The organism is Pantoea eucrina, assembly GCF_002095385.1.
Taxonomy (GTDB): domain Bacteria; phylum Pseudomonadota; class Gammaproteobacteria; order Enterobacterales; family Enterobacteriaceae; genus Pantoea; species Pantoea eucrina.
Map to the genome: position 1 here is coordinate 158,509 of NZ_MIPP01000001.1, position 20,017 is coordinate 178,525.

The following is a 20,017-nucleotide window of genomic DNA, read 5'->3' on the forward strand; positions in this document are numbered from 1 at the left end:
GCTGCATGCCACCATAGCGCATAGTGTTAATTTGCTACTGGAAAAATTATGTCTTTTCCCCTGATTTTAGTTTCACCCGCCCGTCCGGAAAATATTGGTGCCGCTGCCCGCGCGATGAAAACCATGGGTTTTACAGAGCTGCGCATTGTCGCCAGCGATGCGTGGCAGGATCCGGCGGCGCGGCGCGTTGCGCACGGCGCCGGTGAAATCCTCAACAATGTTCAGACGTATGCCACGCTAAGTGACGCGCTGGCCGATGTCGATTTTTCTGTTGCCACCACGGCGCGCAGCCGGGCGAAGTTTCGCTACTATGCCACGCCTGTGCAGGTAGAAACTATTCTGCAGGAAAAGCGACAGTGGCTGCCGCGCATTGCGCTGGTATTTGGTCGTGAAGATAGCGGGCTGACGAACGAGGAGCTGGACCAGGTCGATCTGCTGACCGGTATTCCTATGGCGGCGGATTATCCCTCACTCAATCTGGGACAGGCGGTAATGGTCTACTGCTATCAGCTCGCCTCGCTTAATCAGGTCACCGTCACCCCGGCAGAAACGGCCAATGCGCTGCAGCTGCAGGCGCTGCGTCAGCGATTTCAGCAGCTGCTCACGACGCTTGAGGTGAGCGATGACACCAAGATGGTGGACTGGATCGATCAACGCATCGGTCTGCTGGAGCAGCGCGACAGCGCAATGCTGCACCGGCTGCTGCACGATGTGGAAAAAAAGCTGGCAGAGCATTACTCGGCAAAATCCTGAACAGATAGTTGCTGATCGGGCATCTTGCCTCGGGGCTGAACGATCGCAACACCATTTACCCGATCCAGCGCAGCACTGCCCGGCTGCAGGTTCAGCGGCAAAAGACAAATTCGTTGACTTAACGTGCGCTTTGCTTTACTTCTGGAAGGCAGACGGACAAGACAAAGACAGACAGAAAAATCTTAATGCGTAACGACAGCCTGAACACCACAACAATTATTACCACCACCATTACCACAGGTAACGGTGCGGGCTGACGCATACAGGAAAAAATAAAAAAGAAGCCCGCACCTCAACAGTGCGGGCTTTTTTTTCGGCAAAAATTCAGGAGAGTTTTAACCATGCGAGTGCTGAAATTCGGCGGAACCTCAGTAGCAAACGCAGAGCGTTTTCTGCGCGTAGCGGACATTCTGGAAAGCAATGCGCAGCAGGGACAGGTTGCCACCGTGCTCTCTGCACCCGCAAAAATTACTAATCACCTGGTGGCGATGATTGAAAAAACCATCAGCGGCCAGGATCCCCTGCCGAATATCAGCGACGCCGAGCGCATTTTTGCCGATCTCCTGCAGGGGCTTGCGGCCGCCCAGCCGGGGTTTGACGCTGAGCGCATCAATACCTTTGTTGCGCTGGAGTTTGCTCAGCTTAAGCAGGTGCTGCACGGTATCAGCCTGCTGGGGCAGTGCCCGGACGCGGTCAATGCTGCTATCATCTGCCGGGGTGAAAAGCTGTCGATTGCCATTATGGAGGCGCTGCTGCAGGCGCGTGGTTATCAGGTGACCGTGATCGATCCGGTTGAGAAGCTGCTGGCCGTGGGACACTATCTGGAGTCCACAGTGGATATCCCTGAATCCAGCCGGCGCATTGCCGCCAGTCAGATCCCGGCCGATCATATGATCCTGATGGCTGGCTTCACCGCCGGTAACGAAAAAGGCGAGCTGGTCGTACTGGGGCGCAACGGTTCCGACTACTCTGCTGCCGTACTGGCCGCCTGCCTGCGCGCTGACTGCTGCGAAATCTGGACCGATGTCGATGGCGTCTATACCTGCGATCCGCGTCAGGTGCCCGATGCACGCCTGCTGAAGTCGATGTCCTATCAGGAGGCGATGGAGCTCTCCTACTTTGGCGCCAAAGTTCTGCACCCGCGTACCATTGCGCCGATCGCACAGTTTCAGATCCCCTGCCTGATTAAAAACACCGCTAATCCGCAGCGCCCGGTACGCTGATTGGCGGCGAGGGCAGCGATGACGAAAATCCGGTTAAAGGCATCACCCACCTAAACAACATGGCGATGTTCAACGTCTCCGGCCCCGGCATGAAAGGCATGGTGGGCATGGCCGCGCGCGTGTTTGCTGCGATGTCCCGCACCGGCATCTCCGTAGTGCTGATCACCCAATCCTCCTCCGAATACAGTATCAGCTTCTGCGTACCCCAGAGCGAGCAGGCGCGCGCGCGGCGCGTGCTGGAAGAGGAGTTTCATCTTGAGCTGAAAGAGGGCCTGCTCGATCCGCTGGATGTGCTGGAGCAGCTGGCGGTGATTTCAGTGGTAGGCGATGGCATGCGTACGCTGCGCGGCATCTCCGCAAAATTCTTTTCGGCACTGGCACGCGCCAATATTAATATCGTGGCGATCGCCCAGGGCTCTTCCGAACGCTCAATCTCTGTCGTGGTAAGCAATGACGATGTGACTACCGGCGTGCGCGTTGTGCATCAGATGCTGTTCGCGACCGATCAGGTGATTGAAGTGTTCGTTGTCGGCGTCGGCGGCGTCGGCGGTGCGCTGCTGGATCAGCTGCATCGCCAGCAGGCGTGGCTGAAAGGCAAACATATCGATCTGCGCGTCTGCGGGATCGCAAATTCGCGCGCGCTGCTGACCAACGTCCACGGTATCGACCTTAAAGACTGGAAAGGGGCGCTGAGTGAGGCGCGCGAGCCGTTTAACCTCGGACGTCTGATCCGGCTGGTAAAAGAGTATCACCTGCTTAATCCGGTGATCGTCGACTGTACCTCAAGTCAGGCGGTGGCCGACCAGTATGCTGACTTCCTTGCCGAAGGTTTTCATGTCGTGACGCCTAATAAAAAGGCGAACACCTCCTCGTGGAACTACTACCAGCAGATGCGGGCTGCCGCTGCGAAGTCGCGTCGCAAGTTTCTTTATGATACCAACGTCGGTGCCGGTCTGCCGGTGATTGAAAACCTGCAGAACCTGCTGAACGCGGGCGATGAACTGATTAAGTTTTCCGGCATTCTCTCCGGCTCGCTCTCTTTTATCTTTGGCAAACTGGATGAGGGGATGTCGCTCTCCCAGGCAACCACGCTGGCGCGCGAGATGGGCTTTACTGAACCCGATCCGCGTGACGACCTGTCAGGAATGGATGTGGCGCGCAAGCTGCTGATCCTGGCGCGCGAAGCGGGGCATCAGCTGGAGCTGAGCGATATCACCATCGAGCCGCTTCTGCCTGCCAGCCTGACTGAACTGGCGGATGCGGATCAGTTTATGGCGCGTCTGCCGGAGCTGGATAATGCCTTTGCAGCACGGGTCGCTCAGGCGCGCGATGAAGGCAAAGTGTTGCGTTTTGTCGGAGCGATTGCAGAAGATGGTCACTGCAGCGTTAAAATTGAGGCAGTAGATGGCAACGATCCGCTGTGCAAAGTGAAAAACGGTGAAAATGCGCTGGCGTTCTATAGCCGCTACTATCAGCCGATTCCGCTGGTACTGCGCGGGTATGGTGCAGGGAATGATGTTACCGCAGCGGGCGTGTTTGCTGATTTGCTGCGTACGCTGTCGTGGAAGTTAGGAGTTTAATGATGGTAAAAATTTATGCACCGGCCTCCATCGGCAACGTCAGCGTTGGCTTTGACGTGCTGGGAGCCGCAGTGTCGCCGGTGGATGGATCGCTGCTGGGCGACTGTGTGGCAGTTGAAGCGGCCGATCGTTTCAGCCTTGAGAATCGCGGTCGTTTTGTCAGCAAGCTGCCTGACGATCCCAAAGAAAATATCGTTTATCAATGCTGGGAGCGTTTCTGTCAGGCGATTGGCAAAGAAGTGCCGGTGGCGATGACGCTGGAGAAAAATATGCCGATCGGCTCCGGCCTCGGCTCCAGCGCCTGTTCCGTCGTGGCAGGCTTAATGGCGATGAACGAATTCTGCGGCAAGCCGCTCAGCGATACCGGACTGCTGGCGCTGATGGGCGAGCTGGAAGGGCGTATCTCTGGCAGCGTACATTATGACAATGTGGCTCCCTGCTTCCTCGGCGGCGTACAATTAATGATTGAAGAGCAGGGGATTATCAGCCAGCAGGTGCCGTGCTTTGATGAGTGGCTGTGGGTTATGGCGTATCCCGGCATTAAAGTTTCTACCGCGGAAGCGCGGGCGATTCTGCCGGCGCAATATCGCAAGCAGGATGTGATTAAACATGGCCGCCTGCTGGCGGGCTTTATTCACGCCTGCCATACCCGGCAGCCGCAGCTGGCGGCTAAGTTAATGCAGGATGTGGTGGCCGAACCGTACCGCACCAAACTGCTGCCGGGCTTCGCCGCGGCACGGCAGGCGGCAGCCGATATCGGCGCGCTGGCCTGCGGCATTTCGGGCTCCGGTCCGACGCTTTTCGCTGTTTGCAATGAGATGGCAACGGCGCAGCGGATGGCAGACTGGCTGAGCCAGCACTATCTGCAGAATGAAGAAGGCTTCGTCCATATCTGCCGTCTTGATACGGCTGGCGCACGTAAACTGGGATAACGTATGAAACTCTATAATCTTAAGGATCACAACGAGCAGGTCAGCTTCTCGCAGGCAGTCAAACAGGGGCTGGGCTCGCAGCAGGGGCTGTTCTTTCCACTGGAGCTGCCGGAATTTGAACTGACCGATATCGATGCGATGCTGGAGATGGACTTTGTCAGCCGCAGCAGCAAAATCCTGTCTGCTTATATCGGGGATGAAGTTACCCCGCATCAGCTGGCTGAGCGGGTCAAAACGGCCTTTACCTTCCCGGCACCGGTGGCGAAAGTCAGCGAAGATATCGCCTGTCTGGAGCTGTTCCACGGCCCGACGCTGGCATTCAAAGATTTCGGCGGCCGCTTTATGGCGCAGATGCTCTCCTATGTCTCCGGCGCAGATGAGCAGATCACTATTCTGACTGCCACCTCGGGTGATACCGGGGCCGCCGTGGCGCACGCTTTCTACGGTATGGACAATGTGCGTGTAGTGATCCTCTATCCGCAGGGCAAAATCAGCGCCCTGCAGGAAAAACTGTTCTGCACGCTGGGTGGCAATATTGAAACTATCGCAATTGATGGCGATTTCGATACCTGTCAGTCGCTGGTTAAGCAGGCGTTTGATGATGAGGAGCTGAAAAAAGCGATTGGCCTTAACTCCGCTAACTCCATCAATATCAGCCGTCTGCTGGCGCAGATCTGCTACTACTTTGAGGCGGTCGCACAGCTTCCGCAGGAGCAGCGTAATCAGCTGGTGGTTTCCGTACCCAGCGGTAACTTTGGCGATCTCACGGCCGGCCTGCTGGCGAAATCGCTCGGTCTGCCAATCAAACGGTTTATTGCCGCAACCAACGCCAACGACACCGTACCGCGCTTTCTTGGCAACGGTGCCTGGCAGCCGAATGCCACCGTGGCTACCCTGTCAAACGCAATGGATGTCAGCCAGCCGAATAACTGGCCGCGCGTGGAAGAGCTGTTCCGCCGTAAAACCTGGCGTCTGACCGATCTCGCTTACGGTGCGGTTTCTGATGAGACGACGCAGGCCACGATGCGCGAGCTGGCCGATCTGGGTTATCTCTCAGAGCCGCATGCGGCCATCGCTTATCGTCTGCTGCGCGATCAGCTGCAGGAAGGTGAGTATGGATTGTTCCTTGGTACAGCGCATCCGGCGAAATTCCGCGAGAGCGTAGAGGAGATTCTGGGACAGACGCTTACGCTGCCGCAGGCGCTGGCCGATCGCGCCGATCTGCCGCTGCTGTCACACCAGATGTCGGCAGAGTTTGCCGCACTACGCAAATTCCTGCTGCAGTAACAGATCGGGGCGTAGTCCATGGCGGCCAGGGGCGCATAAACACGCCAGGGGCGCATAAATGCGCCAGGGGCGCATAAATGCGCCCCCTACGGATATCTCCCATCCCCTGTAGGGGCGCCATTCATGCGCCCGGGTTGATGCGCGTGCGAAACGTGATGATGCCAGGGGCGCATAAACACGCCAGGGGCGCATAAATGCGCCCCCTACGGATATCCCATCCCCTGTAGGGGCGCCATTCATGGCGCCCGGGTTGATGCGCGTGCGAAACGTGATGATGCCAGGGGCGCATAAACACGCCAGGGGCGCATAAACACGCCAGGGGCGCATAAATGCGCCCCCTACGGATATCTCCCATCCCCTGTAGGGGCGCCATTCATGGCGCCCGGATTGATGCGCATACGAAACGCGATGACGCCCCGGCATAAACTGATTTATCGCTGTTCCTGACGCTTAAACACCAGCTCATTTCCCTGGCTGGCTGCCGCATCAAAACGGTATCCATCTGCATCAAACTGCTTCAGCTGATCTGGCTGTGTCAGACGATGCTCAATCACAAAACGGCTCATCAGACCGCGCGCTTTTTTGGCATAAAAACTGATGACCTTATAGTGGCCGCCCTTTTCATCCAGAAACACCGGCTTTATCAGCCGGGCATTAAGTTTCGCCGGCTTTACCGCCCGGAAATATTCATCTGACGCCAGGTTAATCAGCACCTGGTCACCCTGCGCCTGTAGCGCCTGATTCAGCGCTTCCGTGAGCGTATCGCCCCAGAAACTATAGAGATCGCGGCCAGCCGGGTTTGCCAGTCGGGTACCCATCTCCAGCCGGTAGGGCTGCATCAGATCCAGCGGGCGCAGCAGGCCATACAAACCAGAGAGCATACGCAGGTGCTGCTGGGCAAAATCAAAATCTGCCTCGCTAAAGCGTTCAGCCTGCAGGCCGGTATAAACATCCCCTTTGAACGCCAGAATAGCCGGACGCGCATTTTCCGGCGAAAAGTGCGGCTGCCACTGGTTAAAGCGCTCGGCATTCAGGTGCGCCAGCTTGTCGCTGATACGCATCAGCGAAGCGATATCAGCCGGAGAGAGGGCGCGCGCAACGTCAATCAGCTGCTGCGATTTTTCCAGCAGCTCAGGCTGGGTAAAGCGGGGGGTGGCAAGCGGGCTCTCATAATCCAGCGTTTTAGCCGGTGAAATCACCATCAGCATACCGGGTCTCCTTGTGCGCCTGCTTAAATATCAGGACATTAACGGAAAATTTATTGCGCGGAGTGTATCAAAAAAGCGGCATCAATCGGCAAATCACTCCTATTCGTCAGCGCTATCGTAAAGGGCACGCCACGATGTTGCGCCGCTGATTGCGCGTGATATTATCGATTCAGCCTTTTATACCCTGACAGTCAACCAAAGAGAAAAGAGAACCATGACGGATAAACTTACTTCCCTGCGTCAGCTGACTACCGTGGTCGCCGACACCGGTGATATTGCAGCGATGAAGCTCTATCAGCCACAGGATGCCACGACAAACCCTTCCCTGATCCTCAACGCTGCCCAAATCCCTGAATACCGCAAGCTGATTGATGAAGCGATCGGCTGGGCGCGTCAGCAGAGCAGCAACAAGGAAGAGCAGCTGGCGCTGGTCTCTGACAAACTGGCTGTCAACATCGGGCTGGAGATCCTCAAACTGATCCCGGGCCGCATTTCCACAGAAGTTGATGCACGCCTCTCCTACGATACCGAAGCGAGCATCGCGAAAGCGCGCAGCCTGATCAAACTCTACAACGACGCAGGCATCAGCAACGATCGTATTCTGATCAAACTCGCTTCAACCTGGCAGGGCATCCGTGCAGCGGAGCAGCTGGAAAAAGAGGGTATCAACTGTAACCTTACGCTGCTGTTCTCGTTTGCGCAGGCACGCGCCTGTGCAGAAGCGGGCGTTTTCCTGATCTCTCCATTCGTAGGCCGTATTCTCGACTGGTACAAGCAGAACACCGATAAAAAAGAGTATGCGCCGCATGAAGATCCAGGCGTGGTGTCCGTATCTGAAATCTACAGCTACTACAAACAGCACGGCTATGAAACTGTAGTGATGGGTGCCAGCTTCCGTAACGTGGGCGAAATCATTGAGCTGGCGGGCTGCGACCGTCTGACCATCTCTCCGGGCCTGCTGAAAGAGCTGGCTGAGAGCGAAGGCAGCGTTGAGCGCAAGCTGAGCTACAGCGGCGAGATCAGCGAGCGTCCGGCGAAAATGACCGAAGCGGAGTTCCTGTGGCAGCATAATCAGGATCCTATGGCGGTGACTAAGCTGGCGGAAGGTATTCGCAACTTTGCCGTTGATCAGGGCAAACTTGAAAAGATGCTGACCGAACTGCTGTAAGCATGACGCCGTGGCGGTGCCTCGCCGCCGCGGCATTACGCGTTTCTCTGCTCTGCGCTTTGTATTATCCTTTCTGCATCTCTCTTTCTTTGCCGCCACGCGGCTAACCACAGCGATACTCTTATGGATACTTTACGCATTGGATTAATTTCCGTTTCCGATCGCGCAGCAAACGGCATTTATCAGGATCAGGGCATTCCGGCACTGGAGAGCTGGCTCAGCACTGCGCTGGCAACACCCTTCGAGCTGGAGACGCGGCTGGTGCCGGATGAACAGCCGATGATTGAACAGGCGATCTGCGAGCTGGTGGATGAACGCTTCTGCCATCTGGTGCTGACCACCGGCGGTACCGGGCCGGCACGACGTGACGTGACGCCGGATGCGACGCTGGCGGTAGCGGATCGCGAAATGCCTGGCTTTGGTGAGCAGATGCGTCAGATCAGCCTGCAGTTTGTACCCACTGCCATTTTGTCACGCCAGGCAGGGGTTATCCGCAAACAGTCGCTGATCCTGAATCTGCCCGGCCAGCCGAAATCGATTAAGGAGACGCTGGAAGGGGTAAAAGCGGAGGATGGCAGCGTAAGGGTACCCGGAATTTTTGCCGCCGTGCCTTACTGCCTGCAGCTGCTGGAAGGACCCTATATCGAGACGCATGCGGCAGTGGTAGCAGCATTTCGTCCCAAAAGCGCACGGCGTGAGACAAACCTCTGAATATAAGGCTTTTCAGGCATAAAATTCAGCCTTGCTGGTGTGGTGCGGGTTTGCCGGTATAGTAACGTCTGCTCTACCTTTCCCGGCTCTGGATACCGCACCGTTATGGACTCGCTCACCTCGCATCGACTTAACCGGCAGGACTATAAAACCCTGTCGCTGGCTGCCCTTGGCGGGGCGCTGGAATTCTACGACTTCATTATTTTTATCTTCTTTGCTGCCGTCATTGGCGAGCTCTTTTTCCCGCCCGATATGCCTGACTGGCTGCGTCAGGTGCAGACGTTTGGTATTTTTGCTGCCGGCTATCTGGCGCGACCGCTGGGCGGCATTGTTATGGCGCACTTTGGTGACAAAGTCGGCCGGAAAAAGATGTTCAGCCTGAGTATTCTGCTGATGGCGCTGCCGACCCTGGCGATGGGCGCACTGCCCACCTATGCAAGCATAGGTATCGCTGCACCGCTGCTAATGCTGCTATTGCGGATGCTGCAGGGGGCGGCAATTGGCGGTGAAGTGCCGGGCGCCTGGGTATTTGTTGCTGAGCACGTTCCGGAAAAGCGTACCGGCTTTGCCTGCGGCACCCTGACCGCAGGCCTCACTGCCGGTATCCTGCTGGGTTCACTGGTAGCGACGCTGCTTAACAGCACGATTTCGCCAGCGGCAATGCGCGATTACGGCTGGCGGCTGCCGTTCTTTCTCGGCGGCCTGTTTGGACTGCTGGCGATGTACCTGCGTCGCTGGCTGCATGAAACGCCGGTATTTCAGCAGATGCAGCAGCGGAAAACGCTGTCTGAACGGCTGCCGCTGCAGGCTATTTTGCTGCACCACAAGCGCAGTATTGCGATCTCAATGCTGCTGACCTGGCTGCTCTCCGCCTGCATTGTAGTGGTGATTTTAATGGCGCCCGCACTGATGCAGAAACAGGGCGTGCCTGCTGCGCTGAGCCTGCAGGCCAACAGCCTGGCGACCGTAATGCTGCTGGTCGGATGCGTGCTGGCAGGCTGGATCGTAGATCGCGCGGGTGCGGCGCGTACGCTGATAGCGGGATCGCTGCTGCTGGCTTTCTGCAGCTGGCACTTTTTCCAAAACACCGGCAGCGCGCCGCAGATGCTGTTTTTCTGGTACGGCGTGGCGGGACTGAGCGTCGGTGTGGTAGGCGTAGTGCCGTTTGTCATGGTGCGCGCCTTTCCGCCAGCGGTACGCTTTACCGGCATCTCTTTCTCATACAATGTTGCTTACGCGATTTTCGGCGGCCTGACGCCCGTCAGCGTAACGCTGATGATGCAGCTGACGCCTATGGCACCGGCCTGGTATGTGCTGGCGCTGGCGGCGATCGGTGCCGCTGTCGGCTGCTGGCTGTGGCGTGACGCACGTCAGCCAGCGGGGCACTCCTCGCGCTCTTTATCCTGATGAGCCCGGTACGGCGGGCAGCACTGCTCCGCCGTACTGCTGCTGAAGTTGTACATTTTTCCGCCATTTATCCCTTCCGGGTAAAAGAATCGAAATATTTTTTGCTTTTAACCCTTGATGCGCATCGAAGCGGCCCCATTTACTTGTCATCGGGCGTTGTGAGGCAGCAAAAAAGCCTGCAGTCGCAGTTGAAAGTGGCGGTAACGACCACATCTCTGCATCACAACCCAATTTGACAAAGAATTTACGTGGGAGACGTTTAGATGGGTAAGATTATTGGTATTGACCTGGGTACAACCAACTCTTGTGTGGCGATCATGGACGGCGGCAAGGCACGCGTGCTGGAAAACGCTGAAGGCGATCGCACCACGCCGTCAATCATTGCGTATACCGCAGACGGCGAAACGCTGGTAGGTCAGCCGGCTAAACGTCAGGCAGTGACCAACCCGCAGAACACCCTGTTCGCTATCAAGCGTTTAATTGGTCGTCGTTTCCAGGACGAAGAAGTACAGCGTGATATTAAAATCATGCCGTACAAAATCACCGGTTCTGACAACGGTGACGCATGGCTGGACGTGAAGGGCCAGAAAATGGCACCGCCGCAGATCTCTGCTGAAGTGCTGAAGAAAATGAAGAAAACCGCGGAAGATTTCCTCGGTGAAGCGGTGACTGAAGCGGTTATTACCGTACCGGCTTACTTCAATGACGCACAGCGTCAGGCGACCAAAGATGCGGGCCGTATCGCGGGCCTGGACGTTAAGCGTATCATCAACGAACCAACCGCAGCAGCGCTGGCTTACGGTCTGGACAAAGGTCAGGGCAACCGTACTATCGCGGTTTATGACCTGGGTGGTGGTACTTTCGATATCTCAATCATTGAGATCGACGACGTTGATGGCGAAAAAACCTTTGAAGTACTGGCAACCAACGGTGATACCCACCTGGGTGGTGAAGACTTCGATAGCCGCCTGATCAACTATCTGGTAGCCGAGTTTAAGAAAGACCAGGGTATCGATCTGCATAACGATCCGCTGGCGATGCAGCGTCTGAAAGAAGCCGCTGAGAAAGCAAAAATTGAACTCTCTTCTGCGCAGCAGACCGACGTTAACCTGCCATATATCACGGCAGATGCAACCGGTCCTAAACACCTGAACATCAAAGTGACGCGTGCGAAACTGGAATCTCTGGTAGAAGACCTGGTAACCCGTTCAATTGAGCCGCTGAAAGTTGCGCTGCAGGATGCTGGCCTGTCAGTCTCTGACATCAACGATGTCATCCTGGTAGGTGGTCAGACTCGTATGCCAATGGTGCAGGCGAAAGTGACCGAGTTCTTCGGCAAAGAGCCGCGTAAAGATGTTAACCCGGATGAAGCCGTAGCGGTCGGTGCTGCTGTTCAGGGTGGCGTACTGGCAGGTGATGTGAAAGACGTTCTGCTGCTGGACGTAACGCCGCTGTCGCTGGGTATTGAAACCATGGGCGGCGTAATGACCGCGCTGATCAGCAAGAACACCACTATCCCGACCAAACACAGTCAGGTGTTCTCTACTGCTGAAGATAACCAGTCTGCCGTGACCATTCACGTGCTGCAGGGTGAGCGTAAACGTTCTGGCGATAACAAATCGCTGGGTCAGTTTAATCTCGACGGCATTCAGCCTGCACCACGCGGTATGCCGCAGATCGAAGTCACCTTTGACATTGATGCTGATGGTATTCTGCATGTGTCAGCGAAAGATAAAAACAGCGGTAAAGAGCAGAAAATCACCATTAAAGCCTCTTCTGGTCTGAACGAGGATGAGATCGAAAAAATGGTGCGTGACGCGGAAGCGAACGCTGAATCTGACCGCAAGTTTGAAGAGCTGGTACAGACGCGCAACCAGGGTGACCAGATTGCGCACAGCACCCGCAAGCAGCTGGATGAAGCGGGCGATAAGCTCTCTGCAGAAGACAAAGCACCTATCGAAGCTGCACTGACTGAGCTGAATACCGCGCTGAAAGGCGAAGACAAAGCGGCTATCGAAGCGAAAATGCAGGCGCTGATGGAAGTCTCCGGCAAACTAATGGAGATGGCACAGCAGCAGGGTCAGGCAGGCGCAGCGGACGCCGGCGACGCGTCAGCACAGCAGCAGGATGACGTGGTCGACGCTGAGTTCGAAGAAGTTAAAGATAAAAAATAATTGCCCCTGACCGGGCGCGACGGCTGGCCTGACAGCCGTTGAAACCAGCACGGGCGTAGGAGTTTCTCCACGCCCGTGCAACTATGTTAAGGGCAGAACAAAATGGCTAAGAGTGATTTTTACGAGATCTTAGGCGTCTCAAAATCGGCTGATGAGCGTGAAATCAAAAAGGCTTATAAGCGCCTGGCGATGAAATATCACCCGGACCGTAATCCGGGCGACAAAGAAGCCGAAGCAAAATTTAAAGAAGTGAAGGAAGCGTACGAAATTCTGACGGATGCTCAGAAGCGTGCGGCCTATGACCAGTATGGTCACGCAGCCTTTGAACAGGGTGGCGGTGGCGGCGGCTTTGGTGGCGGCTTCGGCGGTGGCGGCGCAGACTTCAGCGATATCTTTGGCGACGTATTTGGCGATATCTTTGGCGGCGGTCGCCGTCAGCGTGCATCACGCGGTGCCGATTTACGCTACAACATGGAGCTGACGCTGGAAGAAGCGGTACGCGGCGTGACCAAAGAGATCCGCATCCCGGTACTGGAAGAGTGCGACGTCTGCCACGGCAGCGGCGCCAAAGCGGGCACGCAGCCACAGACCTGTCCGACCTGCCACGGTGCAGGCCAGGTACAGATGCGTCAGGGTTTCTTCACCGTACAGCAGGCGTGTCCGACCTGTCACGGTCGCGGCTCGGTCATCAAAGATCCGTGCAACGCCTGTCATGGTCATGGGCGCGTAGAGCGTCAGAAAACGCTGTCGGTAAAAATTCCGGCGGGGGTAGACACCGGCGACCGTATTCGTCTGAGTGGCGAAGGGGAAGCGGGCGAGCATGGCGCACCGGCGGGCGATCTCTACGTTCAGGTATCGGTGAAGAAGCACCCTATCTTTGAGCGCGAAGAGAATAACCTCTACTGCGAAGTGCCGATCAACTTTGCGATGGCGGCGCTGGGCGGAGAGATTGAAGTGCCGACGCTGGACGGCCGCGTGAAGCTGAAGGTGCCTGCGGAGACCCAGACCGGCAAGCTGTTCCGCATGCGTGGTAAAGGCGTGAAATCAGTGCGCGGTGGCGCCGTTGGCGACCTGCTGTGCCGCGTGGTGGTGGAAACCCCGGTCAGCCTGAACGATAAGCAGAAAGCGCTGCTGCGCGAGCTGGAAGAGAGCTTTGGTGGCCCGAGCGGTGAAAAGAACAGCCCGCGTTCAAAAAGCTTCTTTGACGGCGTGAAGAAGTTCTTTGATGACCTGACGCGCTGATTCAGCGTCAGGGCAACACACGAAAAGCGGAGAGGTGACTCTCCGCTTTTTTATTAATTTTAAACTGGCGTAAAGACGCGGCAAGCGGCTTTTATCACAGGGTTAACGCGGTTACACTCCTTAACAAATTGTTTTTGCTCAGGAGGAGTTGTGAATAAGCCCCGTTCGATTAAAACGTTGCTGAAAAGCTTTATAGAAAGTGATGCCAGCAACGGCATGGTATTAATTCTCGCTGCGGTCGCGGCCATGATTCTGGCAAACAGTGCAGAGACAGCCGCTGGCTATCAGAGCTTTCTCGCTGAGCCGGTGCAGATCCGCTTTGGCGCGCTTGATATCAGCAAGAACCTGCTGCTGTGGATCAACGATGCGCTGATGGCACTGTTCTTTCTGCTAATCGGCCTGGAAGTAAAACGCGAGTTAATCAGCGGCGAGCTGGCCAGTCGCGATCGCGCCATTTTCCCGGTGATCGCTGCCCTCGGCGGCATGGTTGCGCCGGCGCTGATTTTCCTGATCTTCAACCATGATAACGAGATTGCCCGCAACGGCTGGGCGATCCCGACCGCGACCGATATCGCGTTTGCCCTGGGCGTGCTGGCGCTGCTTGGCAGTCGTGTTCCCGTGGCGCTGAAAGTGTTCCTGATGGCGCTGGCCATCATTGACGACCTTGGCGCCATTGTGATTATCGCTCTCTTCTATACCAGCGATCTCTCCGTGCTGTCGCTCAGCGTGGCGGCTGCCGCCATCGTGGTTCTGGCCCTGCTTAACCGCTGTGGCGTGCGTAACATCGCCGTCTATATGCTGGTCGGAATTGTGCTCTGGACCGCGGTGCTGAAATCAGGCGTGCACGCCACGCTGGCAGGCGTGGTGGTCGGCTTCTTTGTACCGCTGGAGGAGAAAGAGGGGCATTCACCGGCAGAGCATCTGGCGCACGGTCTGATGCCGTGGGTGAACTGGCTGATTCTGCCGCTGTTCGCGTTTGCTAACGCCGGGATTTCACTGAGTGGTATCACCTTTGGTGATGTGTTCTCACCAGAGCCGCTGGGGATTATCCTCGGGTTACTGATTGGTAAACCGCTGGGTATTACGCTGTTCTGCTGGCTGGCCGTAAAACTGCGTCTGGCGGCGCTGCCGGGCGGGACAACGATACGCGATATCATGGCCATAGGCGTGCTGTGCGGTATCGGCTTTACCATGTCTATCTTTATCAGTTCGCTGGCCTTTGACGCCGCGCATGAAGAGCTGGTGACGTTCTCGAAACTGGGTATTCTTAGCGGCTCGCTGCTGTCAGCGGTGATTGGCTATACGCTATTGCGCGTTAAGCTGCGTTAACCGGAGAGGAGGCGTCAGCTCCTCATACTCTGCCAGCGGCAGATAACAGGCACAAAAAAACCGGCTATAAGCCGGTTCTTTCTACAAAGCGAAAAACAGACGGGCGATTAAGCCAGTTTGTTGATCTGAGCCACCAGGTTTGCTTTATGGCGTGCAGCTTTGTTTTTGTGGATCAGACCTTTAGCAGCCTGACGGTCCACGATTGGTTGCATTTCGTTGAATGCGTTCTGCGCAGCAGCTTTGTCGCCGGTTGCGATAGCCGCGTATACTTTCTTGATGAAAGTACGCATCATAGAACGGTTGCTCGCGTTATGCTTGCGACGTTTCTCAGATGTTACGGCGCGTTTCTTAGCTGATTTGATATTAGCCAAGGTCCAACTCCCAAATGTGTTCTATATGGACAAATCAAAGGCCGAGGACTATGCCTTTTGCGCCTTCTTTTGTCAATGGATTTGTGCAAATAAGCGTCGTTTTAACCACGACACCCGCTTACGTAATTGATGGCGCAAGATTCTACCAGCAACCCCGCTCTGAATACAGTATTTCGCAACAATTTCTTCATCGGGTATGGTGATTTGTTGCGCGCCGGCGGGCCAGAGGGCGCTTCAGCACAGGAAAGGCGTGTATACGGGTTAACCTGAGCGCTATTCAAGGGTATAATCCGCCGATTTCCACCGGTTTGAGTCAGCCATGAAGTTAATCCGCGGTATTTATAATCTGAAACAGCAGCATCGCGGCTGCGTTCTGACCATTGGTAATTTCGATGGTGTGCATCGCGGTCATCAGGCGCTGATGGCGCAGCTGATTGCAGAGGGCCGTAAGCGCAACCTGCCGGTGGTGGTGATGCTGTTTGAACCGCAGCCGCTGGAGCTGTTTGCAGGTGAAAAAGCACCGGCCCGTCTGACGCGGCTGCGTGAAAAACTGCGCTGGCTGCAGCGTGCTGGCGTCGACGCCGTACTCTGCATCCGGTTTGATCGTCAGTTTGCCGCTTATCCGGCTCAGCGTTTTATCAGCGAGCTGCTGGTGGAGAAACTCGACGTGCGTTTTCTGGCGGTGGGTGATGATTTCCGCTTCGGCGCTGGTCGCGAAGGGGATTTCCTGTTATTACAGAAAGCGGGTGCAGAGTATGGCTTTGAGGTCATCAGCACCCAGACCTTCTGCGACAGCGGTAAGCGCATCAGCAGTACGGCTGTCCGTCATGCGCTGGCGCAGGATGATTTTGCGCAGGCGCAGCAGCTGCTTGGCCATCCCTTCAGCATTTCAGGCCGCGTGGTGCACGGTGATGCACTGGGCCGTACCATAGGTTTCCCGACCGCTAATCTGCCGCTGCGTCGCGCGGTCACGCCGGTTAAGGGCGTGTTTGCCGTGGAAGTGCTGGGTCTGACCGCAGAGCCGGTGCCTGGCGTCGCCAACATCGGTACCCGCCCGACGGTAAAAGGTTTACGTCAGCAGCTTGAAGTTCATCTGCTCGACACACATATGGATCTCTATGGCCGCCATATTGAGGTGGTGCTGAAACAGAAGATCCGCGACGAACAGCGCTTTTCCTCGCTGGATGCGCTGAAAGAACAAATTGCAAAAGATGTGGTGACAGCCCGCCAATTCTTTGGGCTACAAACACCGGTTTAATGACCGACAGACGGAATCGAGAATCTGATGAGTGACTATAAATCTACCCTGAATTTGCCGGAAACGGGGTTCCCGATGCGTGGCGATCTGGCCAAACGCGAACCGGGCATGCTGCAGCGCTGGTACGATGACAATCTCTACGGCATCATCCGCGCCGCCAAAAAAGGGAAAAAAACCTTCATCCTGCATGATGGCCCTCCGTACGCAAACGGCAATATTCATATTGGTCACTCTGTTAACAAGATTCTGAAAGACATTATTGTCAAGTCGAAAGGCATGGCAGGGTACGACTCACCCTATGTTCCGGGCTGGGACTGTCACGGCTTACCGATCGAGCACAAAGTTGAGCAGATGATTGGCAAGCCGGGCGAGAAAGTCAGCGCGGCAGAGTTTCGTGCCGCCTGCCGCAGCTATGCCGCTGAGCAGGTAGAAGGGCAGAAAAAAGATTTTATCCGCCTTGGCGTGCTGGGCGACTGGGATCGTCCCTATCTGACCATGAACTTCACGACCGAAGCCAACATCATCCGTGCACTGGGCAAAATCATCGGTAACGGCCATTTGCACAAAGGCGCGAAGCCGGTGCACTGGTGTATGGATTGCCGTTCAGCGCTGGCGGAAGCGGAAGTTGAGTATTACGACAAAACCTCGCCGTCTATCGACGTGATGTTCAACGCGCTGGATGCCGACGCGGTGCGGTCAGCCTTTGGCGTCAGCGCCTCAGAGGGGCCGGTTTCACTGGTGATCTGGACCACCACGCCGTGGACCATGCCCGCCAACCGCGCGATCTCCCTGCATCCTGAATTTGAGTACCAGCTGGTCCAGATTGAGGGCCGCAGCTTGATCCTCGCTAAAGATCTGGTGGAGAGCGTGATGAAGCGCGCCGGCATCAGCGAGTGGCAGGTGCTGGGTGAATGCCAGGGGGCAGCGCTGGAGCTGCAGCTGTTTCAGCATCCGTTCCTGACGCAGGTTCAGTCGAAAGTGGTGCTGGGTGAGCACGTTACGCTGGAAGCGGGTACCGGTGCGGTGCATACCGCGCCTGGACACGGCCCGGATGACTACGTAATCGGTCAGAAGTATGGCATCGAGACCGCTAACCCGGTGGCACCAGATGGTACCTATCTGCCGGGCACTTATCCGTCGCTTGATGGCGTTAATGTCTTCAAAGCTAACGACATGATTGTTGAGCTGCTGAAAGAGAAGGGCGCGCTGCTCCACGTGGAGAAACTGCTGCACAGCTACCCACACTGCTGGCGTCACAAAACGCCAATCATCTTCCGGGCGACGCCGCAGTGGTTTATCAGCATGGATCAGCAGGGGCTGCGCGCGCAGTCGCTGAAAGAGATTAAAGGCGTGCAGTGGATCCCGGACTGGGGTCAGGCGCGTATCGAAGCGATGGTTGCCAACCGTCCTGACTGGTGCATCTCGCGTCAGCGTACCTGGGGCGTGCCCATGGCGCTGTTTGTGCATAAAGAGAGTGAGCAGCTGCACCCTGACACGCTTGAGCTGATGGAGAAAGTGGCGCAGCGCGTGGAGCAGGATGGCATTCAGGCGTGGTGGGATCTCGATCCGCGCGAACTGATGGGTGACGACGCCGATCTGTACGTGAAAGTGCCGGATACGCTGGATGTGTGGTTTGACTCCGGATCAACCAGCTTCTCGGTAGTCGATGCGCGTCCGGAGTTTGAGGGACACGCGCCGGATATGTATCTGGAAGGCTCCGATCAGCATCGCGGCTGGTTTATGTCCTCGCTGATGATCTCTACGGCGATGAAAGGCAAAGCGCCTTATCGTCAGGTTCTGACGCACGGGTTTACCGTGGATGGTCAGGGTCGCAAGATGTCGAAGTCGATCGGCAACACGGTAGCGCCGCAGGATGTGATGGATAAGCTTGGCGCCGACATTCTGCGTCTGTGGGTCGCCTCTACCGACTACTCCGGCGAAATGGCGGTATCGGATGAGATCCTGAAACGCGCTGCCGACAGCTATCGCCGTATTCGTAACACCGCACGCTTCCTGCTGGCTAACCTGGCGGGCTTTAATCCGGCTACTGACTGCGTTACGCCGGAAGAGATGGTGGTGGTCGATCGCTGGGCGGTAGGACGTGCGCTGGCTGCACAGCAGGATATCGTTGCCTCCTATGAAAACTACGACTTCCATGAAGTGGTGCAGCGTCTGATGCACTTCTGCTCCATTGAGATGGGGTCGTTCTACCTGGATGTGATTAAAGATCGCCAGTACACCGCGAAGGGCGACAGCCTGGCGCGTCGCAGCTGCCAGACCGCGCTGTGGCACATTGTGGAGGCGCTGGTGCGCTGGATGGCGCCTGTCATGTCCTTTACCGCTGATGAGATCTGGGGTCACCTGCCGGGCGAACGCGCGCAGTATGTCTTCACTGAAGAGTGGTATGACAATCTGTTCGGTCTTGCGGCGGATGAGCCGATGAACGATGCGTTCTGGGCCGATCTGCTGAAAGTCCGCGGCGAAGTCAACAAAGCGATCGAGCAGGCGCGCAGCGACAAGCGCATCGGTGGCGCGCTGGAAGCGACGGTCACGCTTTACGCGGAGCCGGAACTGGGTGCGAAGCTGCAGGCGCTTGGCGACGAGCTGCGTTTTGTGCTGCTGACCTCCGGCGCGACGGTAGCCGATTACGCAACAGCGAGCGATGAGGCGCAGCAGAGCGACCTGCTGAAAGGGCTGAAAATCGTTCTGCATAAAGCAGAAGGCGAGAAGTGCCCGCGCTGCTGGCACTATACTACCGACATAGGCCAGAATCCGGAGCACGCCGACGTGTGCGGACGCTGTTACTCAAACGTAGCCGGTGACGGTGAAGTACGGAAATTTGCCTGATGACTAAACTCAGTTCTACCGGACTGCGCTGGATCTGGCTGGTGCTGGTCGTCATTGGTATCGATATGGCCAGCAAAGTGTGGGTCATGAACAATATGATGCTGCATGAAACGCAGCCGCTGATGCCGTTTCTGAACCTGTTCTATGCGCATAACTATGGCGCCGCGTTCAGTTTCCTGGCAGACAAAGGTGGCTGGCAGCGCTGGTTCTTTGCCGGTATTGCCATTGCCATTGTGGTCGCGCTGCTGGTGATGATGTATCGCAACCGCGCCAGCAACAGGCTCAGCAATATTGCGTATGCGCTGATTGTTGGCGGGGCGCTTGGCAACCTGTTCGATCGCGCCTGGCACGGTTTTGTCGTCGACTTTATCGACTTTTATGTCGGTAACTGGCACTTCGCCACGTTCAATATCGCTGACTGCGGCATCTGCATCGGCGCGGCGCTGGTGGTGCTTGAGGGGTTCTTCAGCCCCAGCGGCAAAAAAGCAACATCCTGACGTCTGCTGCCTGCATGCCGGTCACGGCTG

16 protein-coding genes, 1 pseudogene and 1 other annotated feature are annotated in these 20,017 nt (G+C 56.5%); of the genes and pseudogenes, 14 read left to right on the forward strand and 3 right to left on the reverse strand.

What is annotated here, in order from left to right:
- Positions 1–48 precede the first annotated feature (48 nt).
- The 5 genes and pseudogenes from HA43_RS00785 to thrC all read left to right on the forward strand — a co-directional run bounded on the left by HA43_RS00785 (position 49) and on the right by thrC (position 5,775).
- Entirely contained in the window at positions 49–753 is a 705-nt protein-coding gene (locus tag HA43_RS00785) for a tRNA/rRNA methyltransferase (RefSeq protein WP_094110713.1), read from the forward strand.
- Positions 754–938: 185 nt separating this feature from the next.
- The gene (thrL, locus tag HA43_RS19380; protein WP_071669149.1) at positions 939–1,010 is read left to right on the forward strand and encodes a thr operon leader peptide; all 72 of its coding nucleotides are present in this window, start codon (positions 939–941) and stop codon (positions 1,008–1,010) included.
- Positions 946–1,068: a sequence feature (Thr leader region), on the forward strand. It overlaps the preceding gene by 65 nt.
- Positions 1,069–1,094: 26 nt before the next feature.
- Positions 1,095–3,556: pseudogene (gene thrA / locus HA43_RS00795) on the forward strand (bifunctional aspartate kinase/homoserine dehydrogenase I).
- 2 nt (positions 3,557–3,558) lie between these two features.
- Positions 3,559–4,488 carry a homoserine kinase gene (gene thrB / locus HA43_RS00800; protein ID WP_094110752.1) on the forward strand — a complete coding sequence of 310 codons (930 nt, stop codon included), beginning with the start codon at positions 3,559–3,561 and terminating at the stop codon, positions 4,486–4,488.
- A gap of 3 nt (positions 4,489–4,491) precedes the next feature.
- A complete protein-coding gene (gene thrC, locus HA43_RS00805) occupies positions 4,492–5,775 on the forward strand; it encodes a threonine synthase (protein WP_094110714.1) in 1,284 nt (427 codons plus the stop codon).
- A 431-nt stretch (positions 5,776–6,206) separates the two neighbouring features.
- Here thrC and yaaA read toward each other — a convergent pair whose 3' ends face one another.
- Entirely contained in the window at positions 6,207–6,983 is a 777-nt protein-coding gene (gene yaaA, locus HA43_RS00810) for a peroxide stress protein YaaA (RefSeq protein WP_094110715.1), read from the reverse strand.
- 214 nt (positions 6,984–7,197) lie between these two features.
- Between yaaA and tal the strand changes: the two genes are divergently transcribed.
- The 3 genes from tal to HA43_RS00825 all read left to right on the forward strand — a co-directional run bounded on the left by tal (position 7,198) and on the right by HA43_RS00825 (position 10,269).
- Positions 7,198–8,151 (forward strand): transaldolase, encoded by a 954-nt coding sequence (gene tal / locus HA43_RS00815; RefSeq protein ID WP_094110716.1) that lies wholly within the window; start codon positions 7,198–7,200, stop codon positions 8,149–8,151.
- A gap of 123 nt (positions 8,152–8,274) precedes the next feature.
- On the forward strand, positions 8,275–8,862 hold the full coding sequence (gene mog, locus HA43_RS00820) for a molybdopterin adenylyltransferase (protein ID WP_071669094.1): 588 nt from the start codon (positions 8,275–8,277) through the stop codon (positions 8,860–8,862).
- 105 nt (positions 8,863–8,967) lie between these two features.
- Complete coding sequence (locus HA43_RS00825) at positions 8,968–10,269, forward strand: MFS transporter (RefSeq protein WP_094110717.1); 1,302 nt, start codon at positions 8,968–8,970, stop codon at positions 10,267–10,269.
- Here the strand turns inward: HA43_RS00825 and HA43_RS18600 are convergent.
- The gene (locus tag HA43_RS18600) at positions 10,261–10,482 is read right to left on the reverse strand and encodes a hypothetical protein (RefSeq protein ID WP_128083759.1); all 222 of its coding nucleotides are present in this window, start codon (positions 10,480–10,482) and stop codon (positions 10,261–10,263) included. The genes HA43_RS00825 and HA43_RS18600 overlap by 9 nt on opposite strands.
- Positions 10,483–10,532: 50 nt before the next feature.
- Here HA43_RS18600 and dnaK point away from each other — a divergent pair, with 50 nt between their 5' ends.
- The 3 genes from dnaK to nhaA all read left to right on the forward strand — a co-directional run bounded on the left by dnaK (position 10,533) and on the right by nhaA (position 15,014).
- A complete protein-coding gene (gene dnaK, locus HA43_RS00830; protein WP_039382477.1) occupies positions 10,533–12,443 on the forward strand; it encodes a molecular chaperone DnaK in 1,911 nt (636 codons plus the stop codon).
- A 102-nt stretch (positions 12,444–12,545) separates the two neighbouring features.
- The gene (dnaJ, locus tag HA43_RS00835) at positions 12,546–13,685 is read left to right on the forward strand and encodes a molecular chaperone DnaJ (RefSeq protein WP_071669092.1); all 1,140 of its coding nucleotides are present in this window, start codon (positions 12,546–12,548) and stop codon (positions 13,683–13,685) included.
- 150 nt (positions 13,686–13,835) lie between these two features.
- Positions 13,836–15,014, forward strand: a complete 1,179-nt coding sequence (gene nhaA, locus HA43_RS00840; protein WP_094110718.1) for a Na+/H+ antiporter NhaA — start codon at positions 13,836–13,838, stop codon at positions 15,012–15,014.
- A 107-nt stretch (positions 15,015–15,121) separates the two neighbouring features.
- Here the strand turns inward: nhaA and rpsT are convergent, their stop codons facing one another.
- Entirely contained in the window at positions 15,122–15,385 is a 264-nt protein-coding gene (gene rpsT / locus HA43_RS00845) for a 30S ribosomal protein S20 (RefSeq protein WP_039382484.1), read from the reverse strand.
- 319 nt (positions 15,386–15,704) lie between these two features.
- Here rpsT and ribF point away from each other — a divergent pair, with 319 nt between their 5' ends.
- The 3 genes from ribF to lspA are packed head-to-tail and all read left to right on the forward strand — an operon-like array spanning position 15,705 to position 19,987.
- Positions 15,705–16,643 carry a bifunctional riboflavin kinase/FAD synthetase gene (gene ribF, locus HA43_RS00850; protein WP_094110719.1) on the forward strand — a complete coding sequence of 313 codons (939 nt, stop codon included), beginning with the start codon at positions 15,705–15,707 and terminating at the stop codon, positions 16,641–16,643.
- 27 nt (positions 16,644–16,670) lie between these two features.
- The gene (gene ileS / locus HA43_RS00855) at positions 16,671–19,490 is read left to right on the forward strand and encodes an isoleucine--tRNA ligase (protein WP_094110720.1); all 2,820 of its coding nucleotides are present in this window, start codon (positions 16,671–16,673) and stop codon (positions 19,488–19,490) included.
- Positions 19,490–19,987: a signal peptidase II gene (gene lspA, locus HA43_RS00860; RefSeq protein ID WP_071669089.1), complete on the forward strand. Its 498-nt coding sequence runs from the start codon at positions 19,490–19,492 to the stop codon at positions 19,985–19,987. Before ileS ends, lspA begins: the two co-directional genes overlap by 1 nt.
- Positions 19,988–20,017 lie beyond the last annotated feature (30 nt).

Bases quoted from the DNA above. Each gene is read 5' to 3' on its own strand.
- thrC (WP_094110714.1), top strand. From the start codon at position 4,492: ATGAAACTCTATAATCTTAAGGATCACAACGAGCAGGTCAGCTTCTCG.
- thrB (WP_094110752.1), top strand. From the start codon at position 3,559: ATGGTAAAAATTTATGCACCGGCCTCCATCGGCAACGTCAGCGTTGGC.
- HA43_RS18600 (WP_128083759.1), bottom strand. From the start codon at position 10,482: ATGTGGTCGTTACCGCCACTTTCAACTGCGACTGCAGGCTTTTTTGCT.
- tal (WP_094110716.1), top strand. From the start codon at position 7,198: ATGACGGATAAACTTACTTCCCTGCGTCAGCTGACTACCGTGGTCGCC.
- ileS (WP_094110720.1), top strand. From the start codon at position 16,671: ATGAGTGACTATAAATCTACCCTGAATTTGCCGGAAACGGGGTTCCCG.
- dnaJ (WP_071669092.1), top strand. From the start codon at position 12,546: ATGGCTAAGAGTGATTTTTACGAGATCTTAGGCGTCTCAAAATCGGCT.
- ribF (WP_094110719.1), top strand. From the start codon at position 15,705: ATGAAGTTAATCCGCGGTATTTATAATCTGAAACAGCAGCATCGCGGC.
- yaaA (WP_094110715.1), bottom strand. From the start codon at position 6,983: ATGCTGATGGTGATTTCACCGGCTAAAACGCTGGATTATGAGAGCCCG.
- HA43_RS00785 (WP_094110713.1), top strand. From the start codon at position 49: ATGTCTTTTCCCCTGATTTTAGTTTCACCCGCCCGTCCGGAAAATATT.
- HA43_RS00825 (WP_094110717.1), top strand. From the start codon at position 8,968: ATGGACTCGCTCACCTCGCATCGACTTAACCGGCAGGACTATAAAACC.
- lspA (WP_071669089.1), top strand. From the start codon at position 19,490: ATGACTAAACTCAGTTCTACCGGACTGCGCTGGATCTGGCTGGTGCTG.
- mog (WP_071669094.1), top strand. From the start codon at position 8,275: ATGGATACTTTACGCATTGGATTAATTTCCGTTTCCGATCGCGCAGCA.
- dnaK (WP_039382477.1), top strand. From the start codon at position 10,533: ATGGGTAAGATTATTGGTATTGACCTGGGTACAACCAACTCTTGTGTG.